The sequence below is a fragment of the Marinobacter alkaliphilus genome (genome assembly GCF_055394375.1).
In genome coordinates, this window is record NZ_AP043751.1 from 3,327,729 (window position 1) to 3,349,000 (window position 21,272).

At 57.1% G+C, this 21,272-nt stretch carries 22 protein-coding genes; 14 read left to right on the forward strand and 8 right to left on the reverse strand.

Annotated elements, in window-relative coordinates; all coding sequences use genetic code 11:
* Positions 1–3 precede the first annotated feature (3 nt).
* Entirely contained in the window at positions 4–183 is a 180-nt protein-coding gene (locus ACZ5Q2_RS15225; RefSeq protein ID WP_412537669.1) for a sulfurtransferase TusA family protein, read from the reverse strand.
* A gap of 145 nt (positions 184–328) precedes the next feature.
* Between ACZ5Q2_RS15225 and ACZ5Q2_RS15230 the strand changes: the two genes are divergently transcribed.
* Complete coding sequence (locus ACZ5Q2_RS15230; protein WP_058089532.1) at positions 329–622, forward strand: antibiotic biosynthesis monooxygenase family protein; 294 nt, start codon at positions 329–331, stop codon at positions 620–622.
* Between the two features lie 11 nt (positions 623–633).
* Here the strand turns inward: ACZ5Q2_RS15230 and rlmM are convergent, their stop codons facing one another.
* Positions 634–1,710 (reverse strand): 23S rRNA (cytidine(2498)-2'-O)-methyltransferase RlmM, encoded by a 1,077-nt coding sequence (rlmM, locus tag ACZ5Q2_RS15235; RefSeq protein ID WP_058089531.1) that lies wholly within the window; start codon positions 1,708–1,710, stop codon positions 634–636.
* Between the two features lie 129 nt (positions 1,711–1,839).
* Here rlmM and ACZ5Q2_RS15240 point away from each other — a divergent pair, with 129 nt between their 5' ends.
* Positions 1,840–3,717 (forward strand): sensor domain-containing diguanylate cyclase, encoded by a 1,878-nt coding sequence (locus ACZ5Q2_RS15240; protein ID WP_432209933.1) that lies wholly within the window; start codon positions 1,840–1,842, stop codon positions 3,715–3,717.
* Here ACZ5Q2_RS15240 and ACZ5Q2_RS15245 read toward each other — a convergent pair.
* Positions 3,684–4,346, reverse strand: coding sequence for an alpha/beta family hydrolase (locus ACZ5Q2_RS15245; protein WP_227510065.1), 663 nt, complete (start codon positions 4,344–4,346; stop codon positions 3,684–3,686). The two genes, ACZ5Q2_RS15240 and ACZ5Q2_RS15245, sit on opposite strands and share 34 nt — an antisense overlap.
* Positions 4,347–4,567: 221 nt before the next feature.
* On the opposite strand from ACZ5Q2_RS15245, the gene ccoN reads away from it, so the two are divergent.
* From ccoN to ACZ5Q2_RS15290, 9 genes are all read left to right on the forward strand, one after another.
* Positions 4,568–5,998 carry a cytochrome-c oxidase, cbb3-type subunit I gene (ccoN, locus tag ACZ5Q2_RS15250; RefSeq protein WP_058089530.1) on the forward strand — a complete coding sequence of 477 codons (1,431 nt, stop codon included), beginning with the start codon at positions 4,568–4,570 and terminating at the stop codon, positions 5,996–5,998.
* 13 nt (positions 5,999–6,011) lie between these two features.
* The gene (gene ccoO, locus ACZ5Q2_RS15255; RefSeq protein WP_058089529.1) at positions 6,012–6,620 is read left to right on the forward strand and encodes a cytochrome-c oxidase, cbb3-type subunit II; all 609 of its coding nucleotides are present in this window, start codon (positions 6,012–6,014) and stop codon (positions 6,618–6,620) included.
* A gap of 4 nt (positions 6,621–6,624) precedes the next feature.
* Positions 6,625–6,816 (forward strand): CcoQ/FixQ family Cbb3-type cytochrome c oxidase assembly chaperone, encoded by a 192-nt coding sequence (locus tag ACZ5Q2_RS15260; RefSeq protein ID WP_058089528.1) that lies wholly within the window; start codon positions 6,625–6,627, stop codon positions 6,814–6,816.
* Positions 6,813–7,703 (forward strand): cytochrome-c oxidase, cbb3-type subunit III, encoded by an 891-nt coding sequence (gene ccoP, locus ACZ5Q2_RS15265; protein WP_058089527.1) that lies wholly within the window; start codon positions 6,813–6,815, stop codon positions 7,701–7,703. The genes ACZ5Q2_RS15260 and ccoP overlap by 4 nt, the downstream gene beginning before the upstream one ends.
* A gap of 127 nt (positions 7,704–7,830) precedes the next feature.
* Complete coding sequence (gene ccoG / locus ACZ5Q2_RS15270; RefSeq protein ID WP_058089526.1) at positions 7,831–9,264, forward strand: cytochrome c oxidase accessory protein CcoG; 1,434 nt, start codon at positions 7,831–7,833, stop codon at positions 9,262–9,264.
* Positions 9,265–9,312: 48 nt separating this feature from the next.
* Positions 9,313–9,828: a FixH family protein gene (locus ACZ5Q2_RS15275; RefSeq protein ID WP_058089525.1), complete on the forward strand. Its 516-nt coding sequence runs from the start codon at positions 9,313–9,315 to the stop codon at positions 9,826–9,828.
* Entirely contained in the window at positions 9,825–12,272 is a 2,448-nt protein-coding gene (locus tag ACZ5Q2_RS15280; RefSeq protein WP_058089524.1) for a heavy metal translocating P-type ATPase, read from the forward strand. Before ACZ5Q2_RS15275 ends, ACZ5Q2_RS15280 begins: the two co-directional genes overlap by 4 nt.
* Positions 12,273–12,320: 48 nt before the next feature.
* A complete protein-coding gene (gene ccoS / locus ACZ5Q2_RS15285) occupies positions 12,321–12,548 on the forward strand; it encodes a cbb3-type cytochrome oxidase assembly protein CcoS (RefSeq protein WP_227510076.1) in 228 nt (75 codons plus the stop codon).
* Positions 12,549–13,235, forward strand: coding sequence for a sulfite exporter TauE/SafE family protein (locus tag ACZ5Q2_RS15290; RefSeq protein WP_058089522.1), 687 nt, complete (start codon positions 12,549–12,551; stop codon positions 13,233–13,235).
* Between the two features lie 8 nt (positions 13,236–13,243).
* Here the strand turns inward: ACZ5Q2_RS15290 and ttcA are convergent, their stop codons facing one another.
* Complete coding sequence (gene ttcA, locus ACZ5Q2_RS15295) at positions 13,244–14,152, reverse strand: tRNA 2-thiocytidine(32) synthetase TtcA (RefSeq protein WP_058089521.1); 909 nt, start codon at positions 14,150–14,152, stop codon at positions 13,244–13,246.
* A gap of 73 nt (positions 14,153–14,225) precedes the next feature.
* Here ttcA and ACZ5Q2_RS15300 point away from each other — a divergent pair, with 73 nt between their 5' ends.
* The 3 genes from ACZ5Q2_RS15300 to ACZ5Q2_RS15310 are packed head-to-tail and all read left to right on the forward strand — an operon-like array spanning position 14,226 to position 16,626.
* Positions 14,226–14,879, forward strand: a complete 654-nt coding sequence (locus ACZ5Q2_RS15300; protein ID WP_058089520.1) for a TetR/AcrR family transcriptional regulator — start codon at positions 14,226–14,228, stop codon at positions 14,877–14,879.
* Positions 14,880–14,900: 21 nt separating this feature from the next.
* Positions 14,901–15,563 (forward strand): DNA-J related domain-containing protein, encoded by a 663-nt coding sequence (locus ACZ5Q2_RS15305; protein WP_058089519.1) that lies wholly within the window; start codon positions 14,901–14,903, stop codon positions 15,561–15,563.
* Between the two features lie 34 nt (positions 15,564–15,597).
* Complete coding sequence (locus ACZ5Q2_RS15310; RefSeq protein ID WP_058089518.1) at positions 15,598–16,626, forward strand: polysaccharide deacetylase family protein; 1,029 nt, start codon at positions 15,598–15,600, stop codon at positions 16,624–16,626.
* 4 nt (positions 16,627–16,630) lie between these two features.
* Here ACZ5Q2_RS15310 and ACZ5Q2_RS15315 read toward each other — a convergent pair whose 3' ends face one another.
* Genes ACZ5Q2_RS15315 through ACZ5Q2_RS15330 form a run of 4 tightly spaced genes read right to left on the reverse strand, consistent with a single transcriptional unit; the run spans position 16,631 to position 21,204 of the window.
* Complete coding sequence (locus ACZ5Q2_RS15315; protein ID WP_058089517.1) at positions 16,631–17,650, reverse strand: MalM family protein; 1,020 nt, start codon at positions 17,648–17,650, stop codon at positions 16,631–16,633.
* Between the two features lie 22 nt (positions 17,651–17,672).
* Positions 17,673–19,298 (reverse strand): OmpP1/FadL family transporter, encoded by a 1,626-nt coding sequence (locus tag ACZ5Q2_RS15320; RefSeq protein WP_058089516.1) that lies wholly within the window; start codon positions 19,296–19,298, stop codon positions 17,673–17,675.
* A 38-nt stretch (positions 19,299–19,336) separates the two neighbouring features.
* Positions 19,337–20,347 carry a hypothetical protein gene (locus ACZ5Q2_RS15325; RefSeq protein ID WP_058089515.1) on the reverse strand — a complete coding sequence of 337 codons (1,011 nt, stop codon included), beginning with the start codon at positions 20,345–20,347 and terminating at the stop codon, positions 19,337–19,339.
* A 56-nt stretch (positions 20,348–20,403) separates the two neighbouring features.
* Complete coding sequence (locus ACZ5Q2_RS15330) at positions 20,404–21,204, reverse strand: C39 family peptidase (RefSeq protein ID WP_058089514.1); 801 nt, start codon at positions 21,202–21,204, stop codon at positions 20,404–20,406.
* Positions 21,205–21,272 lie beyond the last annotated feature (68 nt).

Genomic DNA, 21,272 nt, shown 5'->3' on the forward strand with positions numbered 1-21,272 from the left:
TGCTCAGCTCTCACAACGGCGAATCAGGAAATGGAATTCCCCTTCCAGTTCCTGTTGGCTCAGCAGCTCATGGCTCAGGAACTGGCAAAAACGGGGTATATCCCGGGTTGTTGAAGGATCGGTCGCTACAACGCGCAACACTTCCCCCACGCCAACATCGTTGATCCGGGTGTGCAGCATCATTACCGGTTCCGGGCACAACAGCCCTCGAGCGTCCAGCTCGGCTTGAAACTCCAGGGTTGTCACAACAGCCACCTCCAGTTCTCGTGATTTTCAGAATCCGGTGCTAAATTATTGTTTACAGCAACGAAAATAAAGGACCAATTGCATGATTCGGGTTTTGATTGAACGACACATCGCAGAGTCTCTGGAAACCGCCTACGAGGAGCGTTCACGTTTGGTACTGCAGCAGGCCGTTAGTACACCCGGTTTTATTTCAGGTGAGACGCTGGTCGACAGCCATGACCCGAACCACCGTATCACCCTTGCCAACTGGCGCTCTGAAGCTGACTGGGATCGCTGGTACCACTCCCGGGAGCGGCGCGAGCTGATGGCAGAACTGGTGCCCATGATGGACCGCGATGAAATCATCACAGTTCTTGAGCAAAGCCCTATGCCCTGAGCCACTCCGGCTTAGTCCAGGCGCTCGATAAAACAGGTGATTTCCTCTCGATCATGATAAAGGTGGCGGGCCCGTACACGGCAAGTCAGGCCCGCCTCCTCAAGACCACGCACCAGGATGTCCTGGCATACCAGCCATTCGTCGTAGCGCTTCTTCATCGGTAACTTCAGGTTGAATACCGTGTAACGGCAAAGCCTGTCTGCCAGCCAGTCCACTGCCATCCGGGCGGTGCGGCGCGGCTTATCGACTATGTCGCAAACCATCCAGTCGACCGCCCGCTTCGGGCGCCAGGCATAACCATCCGCCTCAATGTGCTCAACATGCCCACTGGCCATCAAATCCGGATTCATCGGGCCATTATCAACAGCCGTCACCATCATACCCTGGTTCACCAGTTGCCAGGTCCAACCGCCGGGCGCGGCTCCCAGATCGACGGCTTTCCTGCCACCACCCAGGTAGTCGAGCCAGCGATCCTCCGGCAGAAATACTTTCCAGGCTTCCTCGAGTTTGAGCGCGGAGCGGCTGGGGGCCGAGGCGGGTAATCTGAGCCGCGGCACGCCCCCAGGGAACGGCGACCGGTTACCAGCGAGGCTGTACCCAATCACAGCCATACCAAAGTCTGCCAGCAGTATTTCCAGCCGTTTTCTAGTCTTTGCATCCGCCGTTTCCTGAAGCAATCCCGCGCCCCGCAGGCCCTTGGATAACGGCGCCACCCATTTTCGGGAAAAGTTACCCAGGTCCCGGTCCTCGTTGTTCTCCGGTAAACGCACCTCTACCCGGGCACAGCCACTCCCCTTCCAATCCTGATCTCGCAGAAAACCGACCACGGCCCCAACCCGATCCTGTACTGGCAACGCACAATCGCCCAGGATAACGAACCAGTCCCGAACAAATACCAGTTCGTCCAACGGCAGGCGGCCCATCAGTTCCTCCGGGCTTTCCTCACTGCCAATGGTAAACCGGACCAACCCGCTGTTCCTGACCGGCTGAAAATAACCAAACACGCCTTTAAGGGCTGCCTGATCCGTCACTTCCTGGCCCGCCTCGGCTTCGAATCCCGGGCGGCACACCAGCATAACCTGTTGCATCTATCACCTTTTCATTCAAAATTGTCAGGAATCTGACACCCCGACAAACAAGAAACTTGAACCTGTTTAACAGCAGGATTTGTTTACGCTGGCTACACTTCCGCCTTCATTCGACACGGGATTTCGTTGATGACGCCTCGATTCTGCGCCCTGCTGATGCTTGGCCTGCTGGCCTTTGCCGGCATTATGCCCGGTTACAGCATGGCGGCGGAACCATGCCCGACCCTACAGGCAACCAACCCCGAAGCCCGGAGCGCAATTAATCATCACTTGTGTTTCCATTCCGCCCGCCCCGGCGAGCCAGCCCACGCCGCTCAGAGCGCATCAGAACTGCCGGTGGATATGCCCTGGACACCCGCCAATGGCCACGACCTGGTGTTCAGCCATACAGACGCCGTCTACTGGATACCACTGACCGTCCACAACCCGGGCGCCAACCGGGCGCTCTGGTATCTGAAACTTAATTACCCGCTGCTGGACGAAATCACCTTCTGGCAATACCGCCACCAGCCGGGCAGCCCGGATGTCGTCACCGAGGCGGCGCCGCCACTGACCACAGGTGATTCCCTGCCGTTTGCCACCCGGGGCATAGATTACCGTTATTACCTGTTACCGGTCACGCTGGATCCGTCCGAACGGCGCACCATTACCATCCGGGTTCACAGCAGCGGGGCGCTGAATGTGCCCCTGGCCCTGATGACACCGGAAGAGGTCATTGCAGAAAGCAATCACCTGACCTTGATCCACGGCCTGTTTTACGGGGCGCTGCTGATTCTGGCCGCCTTTAACCTGCTGCTATTCTTCAGCTCCGGCACCCGGTACTACTTCTATAACGCTTTCTATATCAGCTCCATGGCGATGTTTCTGTTTGCCATGGGCGGCTTCGCGAATCAGTATTTCTGGCCCGAGAGTGCACAGCTGGCGAACCTGTCGATCCCGCTCACCCTGGTCATCTGCTCAGCCGCCATGGCACTGTTTGGCTGGTCATTTCTTGATGTCAGCGCCGGCACGATTTCAGAATCCGTGCTCCGGGGGTTGGTCTGGTCTGCTGTGGGCTTCCTGGCCCTGACCTTCCTGCTACCCTACTCCAAAGCCATCCTGCTCAACACAGCCCATGCGCTGATGGTGATTGCCGCGTTGTCGGTCATTGCGACTATCCGCTGGCGCCAGGGTTACCTGCCCGCCTTCTGGTACATCGCTGCCTGGATGATCATGGTGGTCGGTGCCCTGGCCTATGCCCTGGCGGCCTTCGGCTACCTGGGCGACTACCTGGCCCGCGAGGTCATGATGCAAGCGGCTGTCGGGGGGCAGGTTATCCTGCTGAACTATGCCATGGTGCAACGCTGGCGCCTGCTGAATCAGAAGTTGCTGGATATTGAGCACCAAGCACGCACAGAGCTGGAGTTCAAGGTTCACGAGCGCACCGCACAACTGCGCAATACCATGCGGGAACTTGAGCAGGCGAACCGGAAACTGGCGTCCCTCAGCCTGAACGATGCCCTGACCGGACTACACAACCGCCGGCATATGGATAACCTGTTACCGGAACTCTGCCGTGAAGCCCGTCGAACCGGCCAGCCATTGTCGCTGGCGCTGGTTGATGCCGATCATTTCAAGCGGATTAACGACAGCTGGGGCCACGATTTCGGTGACCAATGCCTCAGGCACATCGCGACCTGCCTGAAGAACCAGATCAAGCGACCACGGGATGTCGCGGTCCGTTTTGGTGGTGAGGAATTTGCCCTGCTGCTACCCGGTACAGACGCCACCGGCGCTTCCAAGTTGTGCCAGGATATTCTTGAGGCGGTGCGGGACTCTCGCATTACCGCTCCCGATGGTACAGCCGTCAGCCTCACCGTTAGCGCAGGCATCGCGGAACTGGGCGTCGAAGAGCAGCCAGACAGCCTGTTCCGACGCGCCGATGAAGCCCTCTATGCCTCCAAAGCCGCCGGCCGGGACGCAATTACCCTTGCTCAACACAGCTCCGAGCCCGCCAGCAACTCCTGAACAAATCGGCCGGTTTCGCCAGCCGCCTGCTCGATAAGGGTTGCCTGGCTGCCGGGATGCTTTGCCGGTGTCTGAAAGTCATGGTTTCCGCCATCCAACCAGCACAGCCGGGAAAGCCCCGGCATCTCACCCTGGGCCGCTACCTCCTCCAGCTTGCCGAAAGGGTCCCGGGTTCCTTGTACAATCATCATCGGGCAGCCAACGGTCGAAAAATGATCAATACGCCACCGATCTGGCTTGCCCGGGGGATGGAAAGGGTAGCCATAGCAGATAACCCCAGCAATACCCGGAGCATGTTCACTGGCCAACATTGAGGCCACCCGACCACCCATCGACTTGCCTCCAACCAGCATCAGGCAGTCCTCACTCACCTCATCTCGCACCCGTGCCACTTCGGCCCGGAATGAATCCAGCAACACAGGCATTCGGTCCGGTGGCCGCTTGCGGCCGTCTTCCCGCCGCCGAACCATATACGGAAACTCAAACCTGACCGTTGCAATCCCCTGCCGATCCAAAGCGTCAGATAGTTGCTCCATGAAAGGAGAGTCCATGGGCGCGCCGGCCCCATGGGCCAGCAACATGACACTTTTGGCCCCTTTACCGTAACCTTTGGTCTTAATCCGGTTCACAACATTCAACTCCTCGCTGTCAGCGGGTATCATTAGCGACCGAGCGGAAACCTTCAAGGCGCTTTTGTAACGCGGTTCAAGCCTTGCAAACTGTTGGCCAAACTGCTGATTCCAGCGGATTTGACGAATGTCAGGAGTTGACCTGAATCATTGCAAAGGCCTAATGGTTTCTCCATACTTGCGCCCGCATATTTCCCCATCCTAAACCCATTGGTAAGGCTATGAGCACAGTAAATGCAAACCTGACATACAACTACAAGGTGGTGAGACAATTCGCCATCATGACAGTGGTATGGGGTATTGTAGGCATGGCTCTGGGTGTGCTGATTGCAGCACAGCTGGTTTGGCCATCCCTCAACCTCGATCTGCCCTGGACTCACTTCGGTCGCCTGCGGCCGCTGCACACCAACGCCGTCATCTTCGGCTTTGGTGGAAGTGCCCTGTTTGCTACCTCTTACTACGTAGTACAGCGGACCTGTCAGGCCCGCCTGTTCTCCGATGGTATGGCAGCGTTCACATTCTGGGGCTGGCAGGCGATCATTGTATCGGCCGCCATTACCTTGCCACTGGGCATCACGTCTTCCAAGGAATACGCAGAGCTGGAATGGCCGATTGATATCGCCATTGCCATCGTGTGGGTAACCTACGCTCTGGTGTTCTTCGGCACCGTGATGAAGCGCAGCACACCGCACATCTATGTGGCCAACTGGTTCTACGGCGCATTCATCATTACCGTGGCAGTTCTGCACATCGGTAACAACATGGCCCTGCCAGCTACCGCCTGGAAATCCTACTCGGCGTACGCGGGTGTCACTGACGCCATGATGCAATGGTGGTACGGCCACAACGCCGTTGGCTTCTTCCTGACCGCCGGCTTCCTGGGCATGATGTACTATTTCGTACCCAAGCAGGCGAACCGTCCGGTTTATTCCTACCGCTTGTCGATCGTGCACTTCTGGGCGCTGATCACCACCTATGTGTGGGCCGGCGGCCACCACCTGCACTACTCTGCCCTGCCTGACTGGGCACAGACTGCGGGCATGGTGATGTCCCTGATCCTGCTGGCTCCGTCCTGGGGCGGCATGATCAATGGCATGATGACCCTGTCTGGCGCCTGGCACAAACTGCGCACCGATCCAATCCTGCGGTTCCTGGTGGTCTCCCTGTCCTTCTATGGCATGTCCACCTTCGAAGGCCCGATGATGTCCATCAAGACCGTTAACGCACTGTCCCACAACACTGACTGGACCATCGGCCACGTGCACTCCGGTGCCCTCGGCTGGGTAGCCATGATCAGTATCGGCGCCGTCTATCACCTGGTTCCGAAACTCTGGGGCGTGCAAGCCATGTACAGCACCGCACTGATCAACGTTCACTTCTGGCTGGCTACTGTTGGTACCGTCCTGTACATCGTTGCCATGTGGGTTAACGGCATCATGCAGGGCCTGATGTGGCGCGCAGTTAACGAAGACGGCACTCTGACCTACAGCTTCGTTGAATCTCTGGAAGCGTCCTACCCCGGCTATTTCGTCCGGTTTATTGGTGGCGCCATCTTCCTGGCCGGCATGCTGATCATGGCTTACAACGTGTACATGACCGTACGCCAGAAAGAAGCCGCAGCACAGGACAACGCTGCCGTTCAAGCGGCGTAAGGGGAGAGACCAGATGAGACACGAAATAGTAGAAAAGAACCTTGGCCTGATGATCGTCCTGATTGTGGTGGTCATCAGCGGCGGCTTTCTGGCCGAAGTAGTGCCCCTGTTCTTCCAGAAGGATGTGAACCAGCCAGTAGATGGTCTGGAACCGCTGTCCGCATTGGAACTGGAAGGCCGGGACATCTATATCCGCGAAGGCTGCCACGTGTGCCATACCCAGCAGATTCGCCCGTTCCGGGCTGAAACCGAGCGTTATGGCCACTACTCCGTGGCGGGCGAGTTTGTTTATGACCGCCCGTTCCTGTGGGGTTCCAAGCGCACTGGTCCTGACCTTGCCCGCGTGGGTGGCCGTTACTCCGATGCCTGGCAGCGCCAGCATCTGTACGATCCGCGCAGCGTGGTGCCTGAGTCCAACATGCCGGCTTTCCCCTGGCTGTTTGATAACCGTGTGAAGCACACCACCATCGAAGCTCGAATGAGAACACTGCAGACCCTCGGCGTGCCTTATACCGACGAGCAGGTAGCAAGTGCTGCCTCAGACATCGAAGGCAAGTTCGAAATCGAAGCACTGGTCGCATACCTGCAACAGCTGGGTACTGTGATTTCAGACAAACGGTGATCCCATGGATATTAATGAGTTACGCGGCATACACTCGCTGGTAATCATGGCGATTTTTCTCGGCATCATTTGGTGGGCGTTCAGCGCCCACCGAAAGAAGGCAAATGAAGAAGCCTCAAAGCTGCCCTTCTCCGATGATGACGATGAAGTAGCCAAGCGTACGCTCGAACAGGAAAAAACGGAGAAGAAACAATGAGTACCTTCTGGAGCATCTGGATCAGCGTGATCGTGCTCGGTACCATCTTCGGCTGCTGGTGGCTGCTTTGGGCCACCCGCAAAAGCCAGACGACCGATACCGAAACCGACCGCACAATGGGCCATTCCTTCGATGGCATCGAGGAATACGACAACCCGCTGCCAAAGTGGTGGTTTTACCTGTTCATCGCAACCTGTGTGTTTGCACTGGGATACCTGGCTCTCTATCCGGGCCTGGGTAACTTCAAGGGCATTCTGGGTTGGACCTCTGCCAACCAGTGGGAGGCGGAAGTAGCCAAAGCCGATGCCAGGTACGGTGAAATCTACGCCCAGTTTGGCGACACCCCGATCCCGGAGCTGGCGCAGAACGAAGATGCCATGAAAATTGGCCAGCGTTTGTATGCCAACAACTGTTCGGTGTGCCACGGTACTGCCGCTCGCGGCCAGGTGGGCTTCCCCAACCTGACCGACGACGACTGGCTGTGGGGCGGTGAGCCTGACCAGATCTGGCACAGCATTGCCAAAGGTCGTCAGGGCAACATGCCGGCCAAGGGTGTCATGCCCAACATGACCAGCCAGCAGGTTGATCAGGTGGTTAATTTTGTACTCAGCTACAGTGGTCGTGAGCGGGATGCCGAGGCTGCAAAAGCGGGTGAAGCTGTTTACCAGCAAGCCTGTGCGGCTTGTCACGGCGCCGATGGAACCGGCATGACCGCCATGGGGGCACCTAACCTGACCGACAACATCTGGCTGTACGGCTCTACCTACGAGTGGATCCGGGAGACCGTCGAACACGGTCGCCAGAACGAGATGCCAGCTCAGGAAGGCCGTCTGACCGACGATCAGATCCAGATCCTGGCAGCCTACGTTTACAGCCTGTCAAACTGAGCCAGACCGGCCGGGCATTCCCCGGCCCGGTCTTCTCAACCCTGCACCTGCCTCGCGGGTGCAGGCTTGAGAAGATCAGCTGACCCTCGAGGCCCGCTCCCAGCACGACACCTTTCGGGAGATACCCATGAGCAATGAAATTCCGGTCACCCAGGTAGACCCTTCCTCCGAGCCTCCCAATAAAAACAACAAGCCGGAAACCGTCGATCTCTACGCCAGCCGTAAGAAGATTTACGTCAAGGAAGTGAAAGGCACGTTCCAGAAGATCCGCAACGTCAGCCTGACGCTGCTCATGGGCATGTACTTTCTATTTGTGTGGCTAACCCTCAATGGCCAGCCGCTGATTCACTTCGATCTGCCGGCACGGGAATTCCACCTGTATGGCGTAACCTTCTTCCCCAAAGACTTTTTCCTGCTCTCGGGCATGCTGATTATCTGTGCCTTTGGCCTGTTCTTCATTACCACCCTGTTTGGCCGGGTCTGGTGCGGCTATACCTGCCCCCAGACCGTCTGGACCTTCATCTTCATGTGGATCGAGGAGAAAGTTGAGGGTAGCCGCAACAAGCGCATGAAGCTCGACAAAGCCCCCAACTCAACGGAAAAGGTCACCAAGAAAACCATCAAACACAGCTTGTGGCTGTTTGTCGCTCTGGCAACGGGCCTTACCTTTGTAGGTTATTTCTACCCGATCCGGGAACTGATCGTTGATCTGTTCACCCTTCAGGCCAATGGCTGGGCCTATTTCTGGGTAGCCTTCTTCACTGTCGCCACCTACCTGAACGCAGGCTGGATGCGCGAGCAGGTGTGCCTGTACATGTGCCCCTATGCCCGTTTCCAGTCTGTCATGTTCGACCCGAACACCCGGATTGTCTCCTATGACCCAAACCGGGGTGAGCCCCGCGGTGGCCGCAAGAAAAGCGTCAATCCCGCAGACGTCGGCCTGGGTGACTGCATTGACTGCGGCCAGTGCGTGCAGGTATGCCCCACAGGTATCGATATCCGCGATGGCTTGCAGTATGAATGCATTGGCTGCGCGCTGTGTATTGACGCCTGCGATGAAGTGATGGAAAAAATGGATTACCCCAAAGGGCTTATCCGATACACCACCGAGAACGAGCTGGAAGGCAAAACCTCCAAGCTTCTTCGGCCAAGGACCTTTGGCTACGGTGCGGTTCTGACCCTGATGATCGGAGCGATCATTTTCACTCTGGTCACGCGGGTACCGGCCAAAATGGACGTACTGCGTGACCGTGGCGCGCTTTTCAGCTTCAACGGCGAAGGTCACGTTGAGAACTCGTACACGATAAAAATCCAGAACATGTCGGAGGTTCCCCAGACCTTCAACCTGTCGGTTGAGGGGCTTGAGGGCATCCGGATTCTGACAACAACCAACGTCACAGTTGCCAGCGCTGAAATCCGCTCGCTGCCGACTGTCGTGGATGTTCCGCCAGAATCTATCCCGGACACCAATAACACCATCCGTTTCTATGCGGAGTCCGAAACAGATCCATCACTTATTCTGGAAACTGAAAGCCGTTTTGTTGGTCCAAGGCCGCGATAGAATATCGCAAGCCGCAGACCCGATACACTGACAAGAGTTGATAGCGTAATGACTGACAACACCCCCGTGGCACCCTGGTATCGCCAACCCTGGTTCTGGTTTTTGACGATATTTCCGATCGCTGCAATTATTTCCGGTATCACCATACTGACGGTGGGTAGCATTCTTTCTCCTTCCATGGTGACAGATGACTACTCCCGTGAAGGGCGCGGCATCAATATGGCCATCGCACGGGACCAGAAAGCCCTGGATCTGGGTCTGAAAGGCGGACTGACCGTTGACGAACGCTCTGCACGCCTGACGCTGGAAACCAAAGAAGGCGCAGCAGACTACCCGTATCTGGTTCTCAACCTTTACCACCCGACCATGTCGGAGCGAGATCGCACCATCCAGTTTCGTCGAATGGCCGCCGGAGAGTACACCGGTAACTTGATCGAAGATATGGACGGCCGCTGGTACTACGACCTGCAGGGCCCAGACAACGACTGGCGTGTAAAAGGCGAATTCTGGCTGCCAGCGTCCGACAAAATCGCCCTGAAAGCGACCAGTCCTACCCAGGGGTGAGTGCCCTGAAGTGCTTCCATTGCGGTGAGCCAGCGGACGGCCACCCGCCGATAACCCTGGAACTTGACGGCGAAACCCGACCCTTCTGTTGCCAGGGTTGCAAGGCTGTGTGCGAAACCATTCATAACGAAGGGCTCACAGGCTTCTATCAGTTTCGAACAGAACCCGCCGTCACCCCGCGGGAGCTGACCCGTTCAGAAACCGATCGCCTGAAGGAGCTGGACCATCCGCTGGTCCAGAAATCCTTCGTTGTCCCGGTAAAAGGCGGGCAGGAAGCGAACCTGCTGATCAGCGGCATCACCTGCGCGGCCTGTATCTGGTTGCTGGAGAACCACCTCAAACAACACCCCGGCGTTCAGGCTTTCTCGATTAATCACAGTACCCAGAGAGCGCGCCTGGTGTGGGCACAGGATCACACTCGCCTCAGCGATCTGCTGATTGCCATCCACCAGCTTGGCTATACCGCTCGCCCCTACCAGGCCGACGAAGCCGAGCAGACCCTGAAAGCCGAGCACCGCACCATGCTCATCCGGCTGTTAGTTGCCGGCGCCGGTTCGTTCCAGACCATGATGCTGGCGTTCCCGCTCTATTTTGAGCTGATCAGTGAGTTATCTCCGGAATACGTCAGCTTCTTTCGGTGGTTCAGCCTGATCGTGGCAACGCCAGTGTTGCTGTACAGTGCGCGACCGTTTTTCGAGAACGCCTGGCGCGACCTGACCACCCGCCATCTGACCATGGATGTGCCCGTGGCCATTGCTATCGGCCTCGCCTATGTGGCCAGTGCCTGGGTCACTGTGTTCGGTGGCGAAGAGGTGTATTTCGAATCCGTATGCATGTTTACCTTTTTCCTTCTGCTGGGGCGCTACGTGGAAGTCCAGGCCCGCTACCGCGCGGGCCTGACAGGCGGTGCCCTGGCGGGATTTCAGCCAACCGTCGCCGCCATGGTACGGGATGGCGAGACAGATCTGGTGCCGGCCCACGAAGTCAAAGCTGGTGATATTATCCGTGTACGCCCGGGCGAGACACTGCCGGTGGACGGAGAGATTGTGTCTGGTGAATCTACCCTCAACGAAGCCGCCCTGACCGGCGAATACCTGCCTGAATCCCGGGGGCCCGGCGATACCGTTCATGCCGGTAGCATCAACGGCGAGAATCCGCTGGATATCCGGGTGGTCAAAGCCGGTGCGGAAACCCGGCTTTCCGGAATCCTGCGGATACTGGACCGGGTTCAGTCGGAGAAGCCTCCGGTGGCGCGCCTGGCAGATCGCATCGCTGGCAAGTTTATTCGCCAGGTACTGATACTGACGCCCCTTGTCTGGGGCGGCTGGGTTCTCGCCGGCGCCGGCAACGCCTTCGACATCGCCTTGTCCGTGCTGGTGGTTACCTGCCCCTGCGCCCTCTCTCTCGCAACACCAACGGCACTCACCTCAGCCACCATGCGTTTGCGAAAACTCGGCTTCCTGCCGACCAAAGGCCACACACTGGAATCCCTGTACAGCATCGACACCGTGGTGTTCGATAAAACCGGCACCTTGACTCGTGGCGAGCTGACCCTGACTGGTAGCCAGACCTTCGGTGACATGGACCAAGCCAGCTGTCAGAAACTGGCAGCCGGCCTGGAAAAACACTCCGAACATCCGATCGCCAGAGTTTTTCACGAATGTGCATCGGTGGCCGTGGAGAATGTGAACAACCATCTGGGCGGAGGTTTGTCTGGTACTTTTAATGGCAAGCCCGTGTTTATCGGTCACAAGGCGTTCGTTGAGCAACACACTTCCGCTCCGCCCCCCCATGCGGACATTGCTTCTGGCATGGAAATCTGGCTCGCTACCGCCGATCAATGGCTTGCCAGCTTCCAACTGGATGATCAAATCCGCGAAGATGCCGGGCAAGCCATCAAGGCACTCAATCAAGCCGGAATACGGTCCCTGCTCCTCAGTGGTGATCGATCGGCCCATGTCCAGCAGGTTGCTGAGACACTGGGTATAAAAACGGCGATTGGCGAAGCCTCACCGGAACAGAAGTTGGCGGTGCTCGATCAGCTTCGCGATGAAGGTCACAAGGTAATGATGGTGGGCGATGGCCTGAACGACCTCCCCTCCATGGCCGGTGCGGGTATCTCGGTCGCCATGGGCACCGCCGCCGACCTGACCCAGCTAAAAGCCGATGCGGTGCTGATGAATGGTCAGCTGATGCAACTGCTCCAGGCCATCAAGGCAAGCCAGCAGACCCGCAGGATCATTCGGCAGAACATGCTCTGGGCGCTTGCCTACAACGTCGCCGCCCTGCCCCTCGCAGCAGCAGGCCTGGTCACCCCATGGATGGCGGCCATCGGTATGTCGGCCAGCTCTCTTTTGGTCGTGCTTAATGCCTTGCGGCTTGGCACATCCTCAAAGAGGTCCGGCCAGGAACCTGATACAGTTGGCTCTCATGCTACGGCTTGATACCGTAATCATCTACTTATCGTTTAGGAGCGCATCGTGCAGATAGTCATGTTCCTGGTCCCCCTGATGCTGGTTCTGGTGGCACTGGGGGTCGTGCTGTTTTCCTGGGCGGTGAAGAACGGCCAATACGATGATCTGGAAGGCCCTGCGCACCGGATTCTCTATGACGACGACAAAGACATGATTCCTGACGAAGCTCGTCAGGATAAAGTCCGCCCAGACGAAAACGACCCCGAGCCTTCTTCGAAACAGAGCGACCCGGAAGACAAAGCCTGAATGCATCCTGAACTCTACCTAAGTTACTCCAGTGCGTTTCTGATCGGGCTGCTGGGGAGCACCCATTGTCTGGGGATGTGCGGTGGGATCAGTGCCTCGCTGTCGATGACCCTGCCGGTGGGCAAAGGGTTCAGGCTGCGCCAGACCATGATGTTGCTGGCCTTCAATCTGGGCCGGGTTGGAAGCTACGCGCTGATTGCCGCCTTGATTGCCATTTTCAGTACCAGCGCCGCGGGCCAGTGGCGCTGGGCAGCCCTGTTGTTGATGACCCTGGCAGGGCTGCTACTGATCTTTATGGGGCTGTCGATGGGCCAGTGGTGGCAGGGAATCCGCTTTGTTGAGAAAGTAGGGGCCCCGGTGTGGAAACGCTTGGCCCCGCTGACCCGCCGCTTTATTCCCGTCAACAATCCCGGCCAGGCCTTGGCCCTGGGTGCGCTTTGGGGCTGGTTACCCTGTGGTCTTGTTTATAGCACCCTGGGCTGGGCAGCCCTGCAACCCACGATTGGCGCTGCCGCTCTGACCATGCTGTTCTTCGGTCTTGGCACCCTGCCATCTATGCTGGCCACCGGTTACGCCGCCAACTGGATTCGCAACCTTCAGGGCAACCGGGGGTTCCGCAGAATCAGTGGAGCGCTGCTCATCCTGTTCGGATTATGGACGCTTCCGTTCCAGGCCTTGATGCACTGAGCCGACCCTCAGAGATTCAGCACATCCAGGCGGCCGTAGTCCGGCTCAGGGCTGGCTGGCTGCACCGCCTGGCGCTTGCCCCCCAACCGTTTGCCTTCCTTGAAATCGTATAGATTCGGATCAGCCAGGTGTGAAGGCTCCACATTGCACAAAGCCCGAAACATGGTTTCCAGGCGGCCCGGATGCTGCTTGTCCCAGGTCTGGAACATGTCCTTGATCACCTGGCGCTGAAGGTTCTCCTGGGAGCCGCACAGGTTACACGGAATAATGGGGTATTCTCGCAGTGAGGCGTATCGGGCAATGTCTTTCTCGCGGGCATAGGCCAGCGGACGAATCACGGTATTGCGGCCGTCATCACTGTGCAAGACCGGCGGCATGGACTTGAGTTTGCCCCCGTAAAACATGTTCAGGAACAGGGTTTCGAGCATATCGTCCCGGTGATGGCCCAACGCAATCTTGGTGACACCGTGCTCTTCCGCAAAATTATAGAGAATTCCCCGGCGCAAGCGTGAACACAGTCCGCAAGTGGTCTTCCCTTCAGGAACTTTTTCCTTAACAATACTGTAGGTATCTTTTTCGATGATGTGATACTCGATACCAAGCGACTTCAGGTATTCCGGGAGCACATGCTCGGGAAAACCCGGTTGTTTCTGGTCAAGGTTCACAGCAATCAGTTCGAAGTCGACCGGCGCGCTTTTCTGAAGGTTCAGCAGGATATCCAGCATGGCGTAGGAATCCTTGCCACCTGACAGGCAGCACATGACCTTGTCGCCGGCTTCGATCATCGAAAAATCGGCAATGGCCTGCCCGACTTCCCGGCGCAGGCGTTTCTGCAGTTTGTTCAGTTCCAGTTTCTGGCGACGATCCTGCTCAGAAACAGCGGTCAGTTCGGGATTGGCGGTCATTGCTTGGGACATACTCTCGCACGTTCACAGGATAAGTGAGCGGGCAATTATACGCGTCACAAAGTATCAGGGACAGGATAGCAACATGGATATGTTGAAATTGAGCGACGACGTTGGCGGAAAACGGGCAATGAACCGGATCCGCAACCGCAATGCCATACTGGTCGCGGCCAGGGAATGCTTTCGCGAAAATGGCTACGATAACTCCACCATCCGTGACATGGTCCGCAGAACCGGCCTGGCGGCGGGTACCTTCTACAATTACTTCTCCAGCAAACAGGACATCTTTGCCGCACTTCTGACGGATTTCCTGAGTCACCTTAATGAAGATATGAGCCGCTACCGCCGGTCCGCCAGCTCAACCCGCGACTTTATCTACTACGCCTACCTGGCACTCTATTCCGCCACCGCCAGAGACCCGGCGATCTATGAACTGGCACACCAGAACCAACGCGCCTTGCGGGATCTTTTCGGCTCAGACATTCTTGGCCTGGCCATGTTATCACTGGAAGAAGACGTGCGTGACGCCATCACCAGGGGCCTGCTGCCGGATCTCGACCCGGAGTACCTGTGCGCAGCTTTCTTCGGTGTTGCCTATGACATCAGTACAGTGGTGGCCAGGCGCGCACATCAAGAGCCGGAGCTTGCTCAGCAGGAGGCCGAGAAGGCGGCCCGTTTCTCCACCGAGCTGTTCCTGGGCGGGCTACCCGCCATGGCCGAGCTTTCAAGCCAGGGCTGAGTCGCATACCATGGAGTCATGATGACTTCCCCAGACGTGACCGCAACAGAACCGGATACCACTGTCGCCAGCTCAGAACTGCGATGGCTGGAGCAACACACTGAGCACTTGCTGGTGGCGGTAGAGCATGAGCTACGCCAGGTGGGGCCAGGCGGATTAAGTGAGCTGGAGCTGATCAAGGCGCTTCAGGCAGAACCCTGGGCGCTGATTGGCAGCGTCAATTACCACGAACCGGATCAGCTCTACCCGGTGCATTTTCTGCTCTTTCACGTACTCTACCGACTGCGGGACCAACTGGCTCCCGGTGGGGAGTCGCTGCTGATTTCACCGTTGCGCCTGACCATTACCCAACAGCAAACCGTTGCTGGTGATGGATTGCCGGGGGAAGAAGACAAACTCAGGGCGTTCTATCTGGATCTGTCCCAGTATCATATGCCCGAAGCAACCATCCACCAGATGATGGATAACTTCTGGCGTGGGCAGTGCCGCACACGGCCAGACCTGCCGGCGGTATCAGAGGCCGCCGGAACACTCGGTTTTACCGAACTGCCTGAACACTTCTCCCCGATCAAACAGCGGTTTCGCAAGCTGGTGATGCAGGCTCACCCCGACCGGGGCGGCAATACCGAAGCAGTCCAGAAACTTAATGAGGCCTTTTCGGTCTTGAAAGCACACTACGCATAATCCATTTAACCGATATTCAGGACAGACGACGATCATGATCAAATGGTTTACGTTCCTTATGATGATCACCGCCCTCTCCATGGCGGGCGCCAGCGCAAAAGCGGATCTGGTGGTTCTGCAATACCATCACGTGGACGACAGTACGCCGGCATCAACCAGTACCTCCCGGTCACTGTTTGAAGCCCAGCTGCAGATGATCGCAGACCTGGAACTGGAGGTGGTGCCGCTTCTGGAAGGTACCCGGCAGGCATTGGCCGGCGATCTGGATAGCCGCCAGCAGATTGCCATCACGTTTGACGATGCCTATGAATCCGTCTATAGCGCAGCGGCTCCCCTTCTCGAACGTTTCGATATGCCCTATACGATTTTCGTGAATACTGATGCCATCGGCTCAAGGGGCTACATGACGTGGGACGAACTCAGGGAACTGGGTAGCCATGAAAGCGTAACCATTGCCAACCACAGCACAGACCATGGGCACCTGGCACGCAAGATCGATGAACCCGAAGCCGTGTGGATAGAACGGGTAACCCGCAGCCTGGATGTTGCCCAGAAGGTTCTCAAGGAAAGACTGAACGTTGAAGAGCCGATGTTTGCCTATCCTTACGGCGAGTATGACGAAGCCCTGGAAGCCAAACTAGCGGAGCGAGGCTGGTACGGCTACGGGCAGCAATCCGGTGCCATTGGCCGTTGGTCACACGAGACACGCCTGCCCAGGTTCCCCATGGCCAACCCATACGGCCAGCTTGGTAGCCTGAAAGACAAGCTATTGAGCAAAGGCTTCCCCGCCCCCGCCAAAGACCTGCCAGACGGTATTCTGGATAAAAACCCGCCCCTACTGACCTTCCCACTGGGCGACAAACTGGATGCCAACCGGCTCACCTGCTTTGCCACCGGCCAGGGCCGGATCGACTTCGACGTGGTTGACGGCGTCGTCCGGGTTCAGGCTCCCAAAGCCGGGCAAAGCCGGCGCTTCCGCTACAACTGCACCCACCCCGCCGGCCAGGGCAGCTTCTATTGGTTGTCACAACAATGGCTGGACCGGTCGAAACCCGAAGACTGAGCGGTTAATCTTCGAAGGTGGCGATACCGAACTCCCCAAACCGGACGTGCGGTATCGCCTTCGGACCCTGTCGGGTCTCAACAACGGTTTGAGCCTGCAAATCCTGCTCACGGGTATAAAGCAGCAGCCAACGCTCGCCCTGGCCCGGGAATACCGGCACCCAGGCTTCCAGATATCCTCGTTTGCGCCAGGTCTCAGGTGAGTAATCCATGACCAGATCGGTCACCAACCGGATTGGGCGCAAATCCTCGTCAAGAAACGCCAGGCTTGGAATAACAAGACCGTTGTGGTGATAACTACGTATTCGGGCGACAAAGGCCTCTACAGAGGACCGCGCTGGCAGGGCGATCAACTGGAACGGAGATCGGCCGGTGTCAAAATCATGCTCCGGTGACGACGCTTCAAGCCGGACAGCAAACTCACGCCCGCCCTGCCAGGTCTGGCTGGAGCGGGATGTCAAGCTGTCACAACACTGGCGACTGAATGCATCAAACTCACTTTCAGGCTCCTGCTCGATGCCCAGTATGGCAAAGGCATCGGGATCGTAACCCTCCACCGGTTCGGCATAGCGGCCTTCACTCGGGTGATAAACGCTGGCCGGGCTCAGTTCCACTGGGGCGGCAATCAGGCCCTTCTCAACGTCGCTACGGGTGTCGGGCGTAAAATAGCTGACACGCACATTGCCGTCGGCATCCCGCCAGGTGAAATAGGGTTGTCGCTGACCCGGCCGAAGATTGCCGGCTTTGTTGAGTTCATCGCCATCGGGATAGCTGTCGAGGGTGTATTCTTCATCCGGCTCAAGCGCTGGTTCCTCCCGCTCGGCGGGGCGCCGGGCGCCCTCCGCCTGCGAAGATGTCGGCCTGGCTTCTGCGTCCGGAATGCGGGTGTACTGAACACGCCCCTGCTCATCCACCCATGAGAAATAGCCCTCCCGCTCCCCTGCGGGTGTTCCAGACGATTGGCACCCCATCATCACCATCGCTGCCATGAATGCCGTCAGGCATCTCAATTGAGCCGTTGTCATACCCGTTTCCCGCCAGCAACAATCAGAACTTGGTCCGGAAGCTCAGCCCCGCCATGACCACCCGCAACGAGGTTTTGATATCCAGCCCGGCATAGGGGTTATAGATGATATTGGTGATGTTGTCACAGTTCACGTTGCAGCTGGTATTGGCCGGAATGGTTTCAATGGACTGCAGGTAGGACAGGTTCATATCGATCTCGGTGTTTTTGTCCCACTTGTACCCCATCCCGATGCTGTAGAGATTGGCGCCACCGAACGGTGCCATGATCGATCGCTGGTCATCGGGAATGACTGAGTCTCGAATCTCGACACCGGCCCGTAGATCCAGTCGTGATGACGCATGGAACTCAGCACCAAACGCCCAGTTCCACTGACTCTTGAAGCCCAGCGGCAGTCGGAGAGTGTTTGGCGTTGCATTGTCGGGCGACAGAATCCGCGCCGCGTTCAGGAATTCCAGATTTCGGTCAAAGCGGAACACGAAGGCATCCCACTGGGCGTAGTCTGTCCAACCCACATCAGCATTCAACGTCAGTTTGGGGTGAACATCGACACTGATACCGGTCTGGAAATGCTGTGGGTAGACCAGATCCATGCTGACATTACCCGCTTCCCGGGGTGCCCCAGACGGCAGGCTCAGGATGGCAGAGGTAATAGCCCCCAATACCGAACCGTTAACACTCTGCCAGAAACCGGACCAGTCGTCGGTGTACTGGATCTCGAACGTCCCTTTGAGGTTCATGTCCGCTTCAGAGGTATAGCTTGCCCCCCAGCGAAACCAGTCGTTCGGCTCCCAGAGCACCCCCAGGGTGTAGGTTGGCGATATGGTTTCCTGAACATTGATGCTCAAAGCACCAATATCATCCCAGGGGCCCACGTTACCGCCACACAGGGCCAGCCAGGGCTGCAGGGGCTCATCGCCACTCTCACAGTTGAACGCATCCTGAAGCACTTCCGCAACACCCAACAACATGTTGGGCGCCCGCATATACTGATCGGCGGCAATACCCATGTGTGACAGGTGAATACCCGCACCCACCGACCACTGGTCATTGATTTCATAACCAACGCTTGGCGACAGATAGGTGGTGCGCTGCAAAGCCGTGGCCTGGGGTTGGTAACGGCCCGGATCATCCTTGTCCCGATAGAAACCTGCAGCCAGCGGCAGGTAGAAAGCGTTGGCAAAGGTCAGTTTTGACCCCGGAGGATTGATGCTGATGCCAGCTGACGGCGCAACCGCAGGGCCCGGTGGCGCTTTCAGAATCCCGAACCCCGGAACGTAGAGTGCAACATTGTTGGTATGACTGTGGGTATTGGCCACGGGATCCCGCTGTTTTCCCGTGTTCGGGTCGATTTCAAGTCCGTCGATACCGAAGATTTCATAACCATCCGGAGCAATAAAGTCGGCATCGATGTCCAGGTAAACACTCAGGAGGTTTACCTCAAGTTGCCGGTCTTTCAGTTTGGTCAGGCCCGCCGGATTATAATGGATGGCCATGACACCGGGTGGATCCGCTGTCACGGCATTGCCCAGCGCCAACGCCTTGGGATGGATGGTGAGATTCTGGGCAAGCTGCGCCTGTGCTCCACATGAGAGTGTCGCGGCGATGACGGCCCCCAGAAGCTGCTTTGTTTGGCTGAAATGTGCCATGAAATTCGTCCCTTCCCTTAAATCGTCTGCAGCTCCAATCACTCTTTGAGGCCGGAGAAATTAATGGGCAGGGATATACCCAGGGAGAAATCCGGAGCATCTTCGGTCAGCCCAATGCCCAGGCTGGTGTTGACGATGGTGGTGTCACTCACCCGGGTACCCAGAGACATGCTCAGAAAGCCGGTCATCTGGTCTTGTGCAACGGCTTGATCGCCATTGCGGAACGTGAGCACAGTTTCATCGCTGTAACTGAGCTGGGCGGAAATGCTCAGGGAAATATCGTAAGACAGCGAGTAGGCAAAACCGGCAGAACCGGACAACCCGAAGCCGGGCTCAACCTTGGTCAGCAGGCGAGCGCCCCGGACCTGCTCCAGACCATCCTCTTCAATGTTGTAGGTAGCACTGACCGAGCCGAAGACCACCACCGGGTCCAACACCTTCGACATACTGAGGCCGCCGCCGATGGAGTAATATCCGCTGCCCGTGGACAGCTGCTCCTTGATGTCAATTTCATAGGGGCTGACACCGGTTTTCGAGGTCAGCGTTCCAAAGAAGGTGGTCGATACCTTGCCCGGCACGTAAGCGAACGGCTGCCAGCGGCCGGTAAAAGAGATGTCGCCGAAGTCATACACGGACAATTCGTCCTCGGTGTCGTATTTCACCACCAGGGGAATACGCGTGCCGATGGTCAGGTTATCCAGCAGGCCGTAGTCGTATGAGAAAGCGTTGGTGAAGTTGTGCGTGGCTGTGGGCACAACATCAAGATTCCTGACCGAACCATTGGTAATGGCTAGATCGAGACGCTGGTCACCGGTGTAGGAGTAGTCAAAGGAATAGTTCAGGGAGTGAGTGCCCTTTTTCTGCAGCGAATAGTTCTTTTCCGCCGCCTGGAACACTTCCTCCAACTGCCTTGTGGCATCCTCATCGCCTTCCTGACGGGCCAGCGCTTCCCGCGCCTGATCAACATTGCCATCCTGCGCCACTGACATGGCCGGAAGCAGACCCGAGGCGGAAACAAGGATAAAGCCTCGCACTAACCAACGATTCATCCTGACTCCCTACTTTTATTGGTTTTATTCCTGTTCCGGGCTTACCACCCGAAAAATTAGTTGCGGCGGTAGTACAGCTGTTTTCGAGTATTCTCTACGCTGCCGTCCGGGTTGTTTTTCTGACGTTCGAGCACATTCTGGATACGTCTTTCGGTAGATTCATGGAATACAGGCATTTGCTGTAACGCCAGCAGGGTCATTGTCTGGTCATCCACAAATCGCAGATCTTCTTCTTTGAGTTCAAGGTTATCCAGCGGCTTGTCGCTACCCGGAAAAACGATAAACAGAACGTTGTCGTCCCATTTTTCTTCGAACTGATCGAGCGTGAAGGAGATGTTGCCAACGGCAGGATCCGCCAGGTATACCCGCCCGTCACGAATGGTCCTGAGCACCACAAAATGCTTGAAACCGGCGTGATCGATGGGAACGATGGCGGGGTGGTCCAGCTCCATGAGGTCATCAATCTTGGCCCGGAAGCCACCGGAGGGATAACCCAGGGCAGTGACCAGTCGTTTCATGTCCAACATTGAAAACGCCCGGCGCTGAACAATGCGCTCACTTTCACCGTAGTGGAGCAATCCTTCCATCACCTGACGTTCAGACAGATTTCTGCCCAGATAGAAATTCAGGACGGTTGTCAGTGCCGCACTGCCGCAGCTGTAGTCGTATGCCTGACGCACGATATTACGGAATTTCTGTTCAACCAGAGGCTCAACCCGAACATCAGAACGTAGCAGCGCCGGGCTGGTGTCCACGTTCTGCTGGATAACAATCGTGCCCCGATCAAACGGCTCAACCTCGGTGGCTTCCTGCACCATAGTGAACGTGAGAATGGATCCGGCCAGCACCAGCAGCATCTTGGAAAGTCCCTGTTTTTATTAGACGTGCAACTTATCGGGTTACATGTTGTTACGGTACGATACCG